This is a genomic window from Bifidobacterium scaligerum (assembly GCF_002802865.1).
Taxonomy (GTDB): Bacteria; Actinomycetota; Actinomycetes; order Actinomycetales; family Bifidobacteriaceae; genus Bifidobacterium; species Bifidobacterium scaligerum.
Genome location: NZ_PGLQ01000010.1, coordinates 41,474 through 52,739, shown reverse-complemented (window position 1 = coordinate 52,739; position 11,266 = coordinate 41,474). Strand labels below are relative to the sequence as shown.

The following is an 11,266-nucleotide window of genomic DNA, read 5'->3' as shown; positions in this document are numbered from 1 at the left end:
CGGCTGAGCCTACAAACAGCACACTGTGCTGTTCGCTTAACGGCTCCCCTCCGGTCCAGCAATTAAGGACTGGCCTTCGGCCAGACTCAATCCTACCTTCGCTCGGCTGCCGCCTCACTCAGGCTGAGCCTACGAACAGCACACCGTGCTGTTCGCTTAACGGCTCAGCCATAACGCTATGGCGTGGGCTAGGGAGTGGGCGCCTAGTTTGTCTACGGCTCGGTGGGCGTGGGTTCGGACGGTGGAGGCGGTGACGCCCCACTGGGCGGCGATCTGATCGTATGTCAGTCCGCGGGAGAGCAGATGCAGTGTCTCGGCTTCTTTGGCACCGAGTTTAGGCGCCGGGCGGCCGTCGTTATCCGTGCCGTTTCCGTGTGCGGCCGCCGTGCCGTCCACCAGCATGCGGTGTGCGTCACTTGCCGAATGGAACTGCAATGGCGTGGTCGCAGCGGTGTGAACGGAAGCCGGAACAAACGTGCCGCCGGCAGCGACCGTACGCAACGCTTGTGCCAACTGCGGAATATCGGCCTTGGATGCGATGCCTTGCGCTCCGGCCGCAGCAATGCGTTCGGCGTACGTTTCCACGGTGAACGCAGTGATGCCGAGCAGCAGCACCCGATCCGTGCGCGACCGAATCGTGCGGCACACGCTGACGCCGGTCGCATCTCCCAGCGACATATCCACCATCAGCACTCGCGGACGAGTCTGCGGGTCCAATGCCATTCGCACCGCCTCATCGGCCGCGCCCACGCCCCACATCCATCGTGCGGTAGGCATCAGCTGCGGCAAAATCCCCTGCAATGCCAACAGCGCCATGCGATCGTTATCCACAGCCGCCACCAAAACCGGTGAGGCCGTGCTCGTCCCCTGCTCAACGCTCATGCGCACCATCCTAGTAGGAGTATGCAGGAAGCTCTCGTAGACATCTGCGGACATCATCACGATTCGCTCAGGAAGAGTGGATAGGTTGAGGCATATGAGCATGAACGAGCAGCAACCCGGGCAGCCGCAGATACCGGTTCCGGCACAGCCTTCGCAGTGGGATTCGCAGGAGAATCAGCGCGCGCAACATAACCAAGGTCAACAGTCGTCGCAGTATGCCACGTATGCGCAGGCGGGGCTGCAATCACCGCAACCAAGTATGCCGCCGCGAACGTCGGTTCAGAGCCAACGGATTGGCCAGACTCAGCAGCCAATCTATATCGCACAGTCAGACCAGCAGTTGTACGGACGGCCTGTGCCTTCGCCGCAATACGGCGGCCCGCAGTACAGCTACAGTCAGCCTCACAATCCGAATCCATACGGATCGCCGTTACCAGTCGTCCCCTCAGTCCCGGCGTACCCTCACGGATCGGCGCAGTATTATCAACCTCAGCCGCAGACGCAACTGCCATCGCAACCTCAGCCATACATCCCATACTGGGCCGCGGTACCGGTCCAGCCAATCGACCTGCGCAAAGCGTGGCGGACGTGGCGGCGCAAAGTCACCAATCGCGCGATGGGCCTGACCTTGGCGTATCAAGGCATGATGTACGTCGGTGCCATCGCGGCGTCCATCATGGCGCTTATTGCCAATTCGGTGACCGGCAAACAGGACACCGGCACCAGCTGGGATGGCATTATCAGCTTGGTATCCGTGATCACCGCGTTCGGTTTCCTGCTGCTGATGCGCCACCGCGACATCATCACCCGTGAATTCTGGCTTGGTGGCAGCCATATGGATACGTATGGCGAACCGAACCAGCGTGGACGCATCAGTCAATACGGCGGCAGTCGCATGCGTCCTTTATGGTTCCTGGCGTTCATTGCGCTGGGGCTCGGCGTGCAAGGCGTGGTGACGTTGGTGCAGCTCGCTTTCGCGATGGTCGGTGCCGATTTGGCCTCGCCCACATCCGAAAGCATCAATGAATCCGCGGTGACCGTAAGCATGTGGCTGTATATCGGTTTGGTTGGACCGATCTGCGAGGAAGTGCTGTTCCGCGGCGTGCTGATGAAGGAGCTGAAACCTCTCGGCCGTAACTTTGCGATCGTAACGTCCGCGCTGGTGTTCGGACTGTTTCATGACGACGTGGTGCAGGGGACTTTCGCTTTCCTGTTCGGCCTGATTCTGGGATTCGTGGCCATGGAATACTCGTTGGTCTGGTCGATTGCGCTACACGTGTTCAATAATGCGATTCTTTCCGGCGTGATCGATACGTGGCTGGCGGGCTACCTTGACAGCACCGGGTACGCTATCTATTCGATCGCGCTCGCCCTGATCGGCGTCATCGGGGCGTTGATCGTATTCGCGTTCTGGGGGCGGGGCTTGCGGCAATATCGTCGCGATAATCGCAGTGTGTCCGGCACCTATGCGGCGTGGGCGTGCCCGACGTTCGTGATTTTCGTGGTGATCAACGCTGTGATGGCGGTGCTTTCGTTCGCTGCGGCGATGATCGGCTGAGGGGAGGGGCTGGGCTGATCGGGGCTGATTTTGCTTGAGTCGGTTCCGGCAACGAAGAAATCGGGCGTGGGCCGGCCGGCTGTGGCTTATGGTTAATTCATGAGTGATTTCGAGCCGTTTTACGATGTGAACCGCACCTATGAAGACAACTACGCATGTGGCCCGTTCGGAGCATTCGCCGCTGCACTGGAGGGGGAGGGCGTTTTGCCTGTGGCCGATGGCCGCAGCTCCGACTCCGATGCCTCCTCGACAGCTGCCTCCACATTCCTGGGGCAGCCGGTGAATCTGGCGTTTGGTATTCCCGCGGGTCCGTTGCTCAACAGTCGCTACACCACGGCGGCTTTCCGTATGGGCTTCGATTTGGCCACATACAAAACCGTGCGTTCGCGTGCGTGGGGCTGCAACCCGTTCCCGAATGTGCTGGCCGTGCATCCTCAGTCGGCAGACGGCTCGCTGACCCCCGGCAGCGCCGAGCTGGACGAAGGCGTGCTGGCGGATACGAATTATGAGCTGCCGATCTCCATCTCCAACAGCTTCGGCGTACCCTCGCAGGATCCGGACGTCTGGCAGCCGGATATGAAGGCCGCCATTGCCGCGGCCGGCCCGGGGCAGGTGCTGGTGCCGAGTTTCCAAGGTTCTCGTGTGGAAGGCATGAGCGAAGAGGATTACATCGCCGACCACGCCACTACGGCCCGGTTGGTCAAGGAAACCGGCGCGAAACTGATGGTGATGAACACCAGCTGCCCGAATGAGGGGCACAACCGTTTGCTGTGCCACAACCCGTTGCTTGTGGGGCGCATTACGGAGGCCGTGAAACGGGAAATCGGCGATACGCCGCTGATGATCAAGCTGGCGTTTATTCCCAGCGATGATGATCTGGAGCTGATGGTGCGTTCCACTGCGGGCCGCGGCACCGTGCAGGGCTTCAGCACGATCAACACGATTTCCGCGAAGTTGGTGGATAAGGACGGCAACCAGGCGCTTCCGGGTGCCGGTCGCGATCGTTCCGGTGTGTGCGGTAGCGCGATTCGAGGTGCCGGCCTTGAAATGGTGCGTCGCCTGGCTGCGCTGCGCGAGCGTCTTGGCCTGGACTTTGCGATTAACGGCGTAGGCGGCGTGGTTTCGCCCGCCGATTACGAGGCGTACAGGCAAGCTGGCGCGGATTCGGTGATGTCCGCCACCGGAGCCATGTGGGATGCTGAATTGGCTCGAAAGATTAAGGCAAGTCTGTGAGCTGCTCGTCGGCTTGATTGCGAATAGACCGCCTAAAAACGAGTTTGCCCCGGCTGAAAGAGCTTCAGTCGGGGCAAACTCGTTTACAAGGGGTTGATTTGGGGATATCGGAATATCTATCTGCGTTACAAGGGGTTCCTTTGGTGCGAAACCGTGGACAAAAACCGTATTCTCGCAACGTTATTTCGCCGTTTTGGGGTTGTCGCTACTTAGGCAACAACCCCTTGTAACGCAGAAAGACCTCCGGCGGCCCGTAAATCAGCCCCTTGTAAACGAGATAGGCTTTCTCCTAGGGGGTAGCGCGGCAATTACGCTTCGGCGGCGGCCTTCATGGCCACGGCACCCACGTAATAGACCGGCTTGTCGAAGTTGGGCTGGAACAGGAAGTCCACGTTGGCCAGCTGATCAACAGTGAACCCGGCCTGAATCGCCATGGAGATCACGTTCGCGGCACCGGAGATGTCCGCCTTCGAGCAGAACTGGCCGCCCTTGACTTGACGGGTTTCCGGATCCCACGTCAGAATCGAAGTGACCGGCGTGGTGGTGAGCATGAAGTCCGGACGGTAGTCGTCCACCAGCTCGGTTTCGCGTACCGTGAGTCCGCGGCGCTCGGCACCGGCCTTCGTCAGACCCGATGCGGCCAGAGACAGGTCGTACAGCTGCACGGCCGAAGTGGCCTGCGTGCCCATGTACTTCACGCTCGGTGTTTCGATGTTGCGGCCCACGAGCAGGCCCTGACGCACGGCGTTGGTGGCCAGCGGAATGTAGTCATGCTTGCCGGTCGGGTTGTAGAACACGGTGGCCGAATCGCCGGCGGCGTACACGTCCGGCACGGAGGCCTGCATGTAGTCGTCCACAATAATCGCGCCGTTCGGCAGCATATCCACCTTGCCCTTGAGCAGGTCGGTGTTCGGCAGGAAGCCGACTGCCAGAATCGCCATCTCGGCTGTGTACTCGCCTTTTTCGGTGACCACGGTGACGGTATTGTCCGGATTGTCGCGGAATTCCACCACTTTCTGGCCGAGCGCAAGCGTCACGCCATGTTCCTCGAACGCGGCGGCCACCTGATCGGTGATGGCCTTATCGAAGTTGTTGGCCAGCGGGCGGTCCAAACCGTCCACCAGCGTGGTCGTCACACCGGTCAGGCTGAACTGCTCGGCGATTTCGGCACCGATGTAGCCCGAACCGATCACGACCGCGGACTTGGCGGTCTTCGCCTTCTCCTTGATGGCGATGGCGTGGTCCCAGTTCTTGCACAACAGTACATGCGGGCTGTCGATGCCCGGAATCGGCGGAATCACCGGGCGCGAGCCGGTGGTCACCACGAGCTTGTCGAATGCGAGCGTCTTTTCGTCGGACGAATCGCTGCCATCCGGCTCCAGCGCGCGATAGGTGAGGACTTTGGCTTCAAGGTCTACGGACGTCACATCGGTGCGCATATGCATGGTTGCGCCGGCCTGAGCCAGTGCTTCGGGAGAGGAATAGAACATCTTCTTCGGGTCGGATACATGATCACCCACCCACAATGCGATACCGCAGGAGAGGAAGGACAGGGTGCCGTTGCGTTCGAAAACGTGGACGGTCCAATCCGGATGCTCGGCGAGAATCGAGGTGGCGGCGAACGTGCCGGCGTGCGTGCAGCCGATGACGGCGACGGTGGTCATAAATGCTCCTTTGCTTGTGGCCTAGGCGTCAATTGCCCTGCCTTGCATCGTAGCGTAGAGGTCTGGAGAAAGTCTCGGTGGAATATGTGACGTAGATAACATTGAATATGGTGTTTATGGAAAGGCAAAGGTGGTATCCGCGATGGTGATGCTTGTGGGGCTTCGTGAGGTCTTCATAGGCTCGCCAAAATTCCCGAGTTTGGCTCCCGGCGCATTTCACCGAGTGCGCACATGGGTTATGGCAAACTAGACACTAGCGTTTTTGAACCGCGATCTTGGTAAGAGCAAGCCGTATATAGGAGAGTGGCGTGGCTGTGGATACGAATGATGTGCTGCATGTTGAGGGTGGCAAGCCGTTGAACGGCACCATCAAGGTGCGTGGCGCGAAGAACTTCGTGAGCAAGGCTATGGTGGCTGCGCTGCTGGCACCGGGCAAGTCGGTGCTTAAGAACGTGCCGGAAATCCGTGACGTACACGTGGTGTCGGATCTGCTGCGTCTGCATGGCGTGAACGTGGATGTGGACGGCGCGAACGGTGTGGTGACCATCGACGCCTCCCACGTGCAGCTGGCGGATGTGGCCGACGTGGATACGCTGTCCGGCTCCTCCCGTATTCCGATTCTGTTCTCGGGTCCGCTGGTGCATCGCCTGGGCGAGGCATTTATTCCGGCGCTGGGCGGTTGCGCGATCGGCGGTCGCCCGATCGACTTCCATCTGGAGACGCTGCGCAAACTCGGTGCCACGGTGGATAAGGAGCACGAGGACGGCATTCACATCACCGCTCCCGACGGCCTGCACGGTGCGAAGATTCACCTGCCGTACCCGTCCGTAGGTGCCACTGAGCAGACGCTGTTGGCTGCCGTGCTCGCCGAGGGCAAAACCGAGCTGTCCGGTGCGGCAATCGAGCCGGAGATCATGGATTTGGTGGCGGTGCTGCAGAAGATGGGCGCGATCATCTCTGTGGATGTGGACCGCACGTTCCGCATTGAAGGCGTCAAGGAGCTCAAGGGCTTTACGCACACCTCGCTGACCGATCGCATCGAGGCCGCCTCGTGGGCCTCCGCCGCGCTCGCCACTCACGGCGACATCTTCGTTAAGGGTGCCACCCAGCCGGAGATGATGACTTTCCTCAACGTGTTCCGCAAGGTCGGCGGCGAATTCGACGTGACCGATAAGGGCATTCGCTTCTGGCATCCGGGTGGTGATTTGAAGCCGGTGGCCATTGAAACCGACGTACACCCCGGCTTCATGACCGATTGGCAGCAGCCGCTCGTCGTGGCTCTGACTCAGGCGAATGGCCTGTCGATCGTGCACGAGACCGTCTATGAGAACCGTTTCGGCTTCACCAAGCCGCTCGTGCAGATGGGTGCCACGATTCAGCTCTACCGCGAGTGCCTCGGCTCCTTGCCGTGCCGCTTCCAGCAGCGCAACTACAAGCATTCCGCCGTGATCTTCGGACCGACTCCGCTGACCGGTCGCGACATCGACGTACCGGATCTGCGCGGTGGCTTCTCCCACTTGATCGCTGCGTTGGCGGCCAAGGGCCCGTCCAACGTGCAGGGCATTTCGCTGATCGACCGCGGTTACGCCGACTTCCGTGGCAAGCTTGAAGCGCTCGGTGCCGATTTCGACTAATCTGTCGGGTCCGTTATATCGGATTGATTGCGTGATGGCTCCCTTCTTCCGGAAGGGAGCCATTTTTCTAGTGAGCCCCCACTAATCTTCAAATCGCTTGGACAGTGGCACCGAAACGACTGCGCCAGCGCCCAGCAGCACCGCTGAAATCAACAGCACTACAGCCACCGGCATATGATCGAACGCCCATCCGTATGCCATCTGGCCCAACGGTTGTGCGCACATACTGATGGCGGCCACCATCGCCATCACCTTGCCGGTCATCGCATCCGGCGTATTGAGCTGGATGGTGGGCAGCGCGATCAGATTCGAAAAGCAGCTGGCGATCATCGTGCCGAACGTGAAGCCGACCAGCACAATCAGTTTTATCCAAGCGGATACCGGCAACAGGAATACCAAGCCTTGCGGCAACAACGACAATGCCAACGCAACCATTGCGACCGGAAACTTGCGCATCGTAAGTCGTGCGGCAAAGAAGCCGGCGACGAACGCTCCAATCACCCCTGAAACGCCGACCAGACCGTCCGCGATGCCGTAGACCGTGGCATCGAAGCCGAGCACCGTGCGAATCACGTAGGGGAAACCGACTGCGGCATTGCCGATGATCACAAAGTTGAGTCCGGCCGCGTACAGCAACAGTGCGAACACATTCGGGCGGTCTTTGACGAGGAAGCGGATCCCGGTTTTGAGATCCTCGACCGGCGTGGGCAGTTTCTCGTTGCCGCGGTCGGGTGCCGCCAACCGAATGAAGCGTTCGAGGGCCGCGGCCGAGGCGAAGCTTGCGACGGCGATGATCATCATTGGACGGATGCCGGTCAGCGAATAGAGCACGCCGCCGAGGAAGCTGGGCAGCAGCGAGCCGAGCTGCTGCACCTGATTGACCACGGCCATGGCTTTGCGCAAGGTGCCCTGCCCGTGTTCGCGGAACATTTGGGGGAGCGCGGCCTGCACGGTTGGAGTTTCGAATGCGCCGAGCACCGCGAGCAGTACCTGCATGGTACCGATGGCCACAAGATTGAAGCCGATGGCGGCGAACGTGAGTGCGCTTGCGAGGACGAGTATGGCTGAGATGGCATCGAGCGCGACCATGATGGTGCGGCGGTTCATGCGGTCGGCCAATACGCCGCCAAACGGGGAGAAAATGATGGTCGGCACGACGGAGATGGCCAGAATCGAGGCGAACACGGTGGCCGAGCCGGTTTGGTCCAGCACCCACATCGCCATGGCGAAGCGCAGCATGAGGTTGCCGAACAGCGAGATGCCCTGGCCGGCGACGAGCAGAATGAAATCGCGGCTGAGGAGCGGCGATGCGTACTTTTCGCGCGATTCGTGCGCGTTGGGCGGGTTTATGGGGGCTGAAACGCGATTTTCGTGCGAAACGGGCGTTTTCGGGGCGGTAAGCGTACTTTTCGCACGATTTGGCTGTTTCGGAGAGGTTTTGAGGGCTTGGGACGTACTTTTCGCGCGAAAAGTACGGGGAGTGTGGGAAGGGAGGGGAGTGTGGGAAGCGCGGAGGTCAGTCATGTGGGGTCTGCTCGGGATTCTGTGCGTTGAGTTGGGCGTAGAAGTCGCAGGTTTGGCGGATGAGCTCGTCGTCGAAAACCGGTACGTTGATGGCATTGAGCATGGTGGCGAGGCATTGGATGCGATGTCTGAGCTCGGCTCGCGTTGGCGGGCAGAAACGGGTAAGCAGCCAATAGTTGGCCAGCAGTGAGATGAGTTCGGCGGCTTCCTGCGGGTATTCGGTGGGGATTGAGCCGTCGCGCATGCCTTCCTCGATGATGGGTAGCCAGTGCTTGGGCAGCTCGGCGGCCCAGAAATTGAGGCTGGAGGCGAGGGTGGTGGGGTCGTCGAGGAGGGGGATCGTTACCTCGTTGAGCTTCCGGTGGTCCTTATTATCTATGGTGACTTTGAACAGCTCGCGCATTTTCTCCAAGCCGTTGAGATCGGTGCGGGCCATGATGCGGTCGCGCGCGGCTTGGCTGTAGTCCCAATCCGTGTCGTTGAGTTTGTCGAGGATGGCCTCTTTGGATGTGAAGTGATGGTAGATCGCGCCTTTGGAGAGATTGCCGAGTCGGTCCACGATGTTTTGGATGGAAGTTTTCTCGTAGCCTTTTTCCGTGAACAGTTCGCGCGCGGCTTCGAGAATGCGCCGCTCGGTGACTTCCGGATGTGCATTGCGCGCCATGCTCGGCTCCTTTCCGGTGGATTGTCTGTGATGTTCGGTCTCACACTATACATACCGTCGGTCGGTATGTATAGATGTGCGGCGAGCCTATATATGGTGCAATGGCTTGAGGAAAGCGTCGATGCGGCGGTATGTATATTCGCTGCGATCAGCAGGCACTGTCTGTGTTCTCGGTATTCTTAGAAGAATGAGCCCTGAAGCGTTAAGTGAACTGATTTCCAAGATTGCCCACGACCTCGTCGCAGCCGGTCAAGCCGGCGATTTGACTGACGAGCTGATTCCGCCCGTCGAAAAGCTGACCGTGATGCGCCCGAAGGACCGCGCCCACGGCGACTGGGCCTCCAACATTGCCATGCAGCTGGCCAAGAAGGCCGGCATGAGGCCGCACGATCTGGCCGAGCCGTTCGCCGCCGCACTCGTCGAGGCCGACGGCATCAAGTCCGTCGAGGTGGCCGGCCCCGGCTTCATCAACATCACTCTTGACTCCGCATCCGCCGCCGCCGTGGTCGATCAGGTGCTGAACGCGCCGGCTGATGAGCATGGCATCTCCACGTACGGCCGCAACGATCACCTGTCCGGCAAGACCCTGAACCTTGAGTTCGTCTCCGCGAACCCGACCGGTCCGATCCACATTGGCGGCACCCGCTGGGCCGCCACCGGCGACGCTATGGCCCGCGTGCTTGAGGCCAATGGTGCCAAGGTAGTGCGCGAATACTACTTCAACGATCACGGCGAGCAGATCAACCGCTTCGCCAAGTCGCTGGTCGCCGCCTGGGCGCACGACAACAACCTCGGCGAGGCCGGTTACCAGACCGAAACCCCGTTCGACGGCTACAAGGGCGCCTACATCGATGAGATCGCACGCCGCGTCGAGGCCGAAGCCAAGGCCGACGGTGTGGATCTGACCGCTCTGCAGCACGAGGATCAGGGACTGAACGCCGACGGCGAGCCGATCGGCGAATCCGATTCCGAAGTGCGCGAAGAATTCCGCAAGCGCGCTGTGCCGATGATGTTCGACGAGATCCGCAAGTCCATGAAGGACTTCCGTGTGAACTTCGACGTGTGGTTCCATGAGAACAGCCTGTACTCCGACGGTGAAGTCAAGCGTGCCATCGAAGTGCTGCGCGAACGCGGCGACATCTACGAGAAGGATGGCGCCACTTGGTTCGAGTCCACCAAGCACGGCGACGACAAGGACCGTGTGATTATCAAGTCCAACGGCGAGTTCGCCTACTTCGCCGCAGACATCGCGTACTACTGGAACAAGCGCCACCGTGCCACCGACCCGGCCGACGTGGCCATCTACATGCTTGGTGCCGACCACCACGGATACATTGGCCGCATGATGGCCATGTGCGCCGCCTTCGGCGACAAGCCCGGCGAGAACATGCAGATCCTGATCGGCCAGCTGGTCAACGTGCTGAAGGACGGCAAGGCTGTGCGCATGTCCAAGCGCGCCGGCAACGTCGTGACCATCGACGATCTGGTCGAAGCCATCGGCGTGGACGCATCCCGCTATTCGCTGGCTCGCACCGATTACAACTCCCCGGTGGACATCGACCTCAACCTGCTCGCCTCTCACTCCAACGACAACCCGGTCTACTACGTGCAGTATGCGCACGCCCGCTCCTGCAATGTGGACCGCAACGCCGAGGCCGCCGGTATTTCGTATGACGGTGCTGATCTTTCGTTGCTTGATACCGAGGCTGACGGCGAAGTGCTCGCCGCGCTTGCCCAGTGGCCGGCTCTGCTCACCCTGGCCGGCGACGCTCGCGCCCCGCACCGCGTGGCCCACTATCTTGAGGATCTGGCCGCCGCCTACCACAAGTGGTACAACGTGGAGCGCGTGGTGCCGATGGAGCTGACCGATCCGGAGGCCCGCGGTGATGATGCTGAGTCCGTGCGCATCGCCAAGGCCCCGGAGCCGGATCGCGCCGCAGCCCGCCTGAAGCTCAATGATGCCGTACGTGACGTGATCGCCGCCGGCCTCGACCTGCTCGGTGTCTCCGCTCCCGAGAAGATGTGATGGCCTAGCGGCCATCGTAGTATTCCGCGACGCTCACGACGCTATCGCTGTTCGCTGCTACGGACAGAAATCCTTCGGATT

8 protein-coding genes are annotated in these 11,266 nt (G+C 60.6%); 4 read left to right on the top strand and 4 right to left on the bottom strand.

From position 1 onward, the window contains the following. Positions 1 to 156: 156 nt before the first annotated feature. A complete protein-coding gene (locus CUU80_RS09850) occupies positions 157 to 882 on the bottom strand; it encodes a LuxR C-terminal-related transcriptional regulator (RefSeq protein WP_207760117.1) in 726 nt (241 codons plus the stop codon). Between the two features lie 100 nt (positions 883 to 982). Between CUU80_RS09850 and CUU80_RS11055 the strand changes: the two genes are divergently transcribed. Both CUU80_RS11055 and CUU80_RS09840 read left to right on the top strand, forming a co-directional pair. Continuing rightward, positions 983 to 2,440 (top strand): CPBP family intramembrane glutamic endopeptidase, encoded by a 1,458-nt coding sequence (locus tag CUU80_RS11055; protein ID WP_243388724.1) that lies wholly within the window; start codon positions 983 to 985, stop codon positions 2,438 to 2,440. 99 nt (positions 2,441 to 2,539) lie between these two features. Beyond that, positions 2,540 to 3,673, top strand: a complete 1,134-nt coding sequence (locus tag CUU80_RS09840; protein WP_100497160.1) for a beta/alpha barrel domain-containing protein — start codon at positions 2,540 to 2,542, stop codon at positions 3,671 to 3,673. A gap of 308 nt (positions 3,674 to 3,981) precedes the next feature. Here CUU80_RS09840 and CUU80_RS09835 read toward each other — a convergent pair whose 3' ends face one another. Then, positions 3,982 to 5,337: an FAD-dependent oxidoreductase gene (locus CUU80_RS09835; protein ID WP_100497159.1), complete on the bottom strand. Its 1,356-nt coding sequence runs from the start codon at positions 5,335 to 5,337 to the stop codon at positions 3,982 to 3,984. A gap of 308 nt (positions 5,338 to 5,645) precedes the next feature. On the opposite strand from CUU80_RS09835, the gene murA reads away from it, so the two are divergent. After that, a complete protein-coding gene (gene murA / locus CUU80_RS09830) occupies positions 5,646 to 6,971 on the top strand; it encodes a UDP-N-acetylglucosamine 1-carboxyvinyltransferase (RefSeq protein WP_100497158.1) in 1,326 nt (441 codons plus the stop codon). Positions 6,972 to 7,052: 81 nt separating this feature from the next. On the opposite strand, the gene CUU80_RS09825 is transcribed toward murA, so the two are convergent. Next, complete coding sequence (locus CUU80_RS09825; protein WP_243388726.1) at positions 7,053 to 8,321, bottom strand: MFS transporter; 1,269 nt, start codon at positions 8,319 to 8,321, stop codon at positions 7,053 to 7,055. Positions 8,322 to 8,487: 166 nt separating this feature from the next. Continuing rightward, positions 8,488 to 9,159 carry a TetR/AcrR family transcriptional regulator gene (locus CUU80_RS09820; RefSeq protein ID WP_100497156.1) on the bottom strand — a complete coding sequence of 224 codons (672 nt, stop codon included), beginning with the start codon at positions 9,157 to 9,159 and terminating at the stop codon, positions 8,488 to 8,490. A gap of 187 nt (positions 9,160 to 9,346) precedes the next feature. Between CUU80_RS09820 and argS the strand changes: the two genes are divergently transcribed. Then, on the top strand, positions 9,347 to 11,185 hold the full coding sequence (argS, locus tag CUU80_RS09815) for an arginine--tRNA ligase (RefSeq protein ID WP_100497155.1): 1,839 nt from the start codon (positions 9,347 to 9,349) through the stop codon (positions 11,183 to 11,185). The last annotated feature ends 81 nt before the right edge of the window (positions 11,186 to 11,266 follow it).

Bases quoted from the DNA above. Each gene is read 5' to 3' on its own strand.
- CUU80_RS09850 (WP_207760117.1), bottom strand. From the start codon at position 882: ATGAGCGTTGAGCAGGGGACGAGCACGGCCTCACCGGTTTTGGTGGCG.
- CUU80_RS11055 (WP_243388724.1), top strand. From the start codon at position 983: ATGAACGAGCAGCAACCCGGGCAGCCGCAGATACCGGTTCCGGCACAG.
- CUU80_RS09840 (WP_100497160.1), top strand. From the start codon at position 2,540: ATGAGTGATTTCGAGCCGTTTTACGATGTGAACCGCACCTATGAAGAC.
- CUU80_RS09835 (WP_100497159.1), bottom strand. From the start codon at position 5,337: ATGACCACCGTCGCCGTCATCGGCTGCACGCACGCCGGCACGTTCGCC.
- CUU80_RS09820 (WP_100497156.1), bottom strand. From the start codon at position 9,159: ATGGCGCGCAATGCACATCCGGAAGTCACCGAGCGGCGCATTCTCGAA.
- argS (WP_100497155.1), top strand. From the start codon at position 9,347: ATGAGCCCTGAAGCGTTAAGTGAACTGATTTCCAAGATTGCCCACGAC.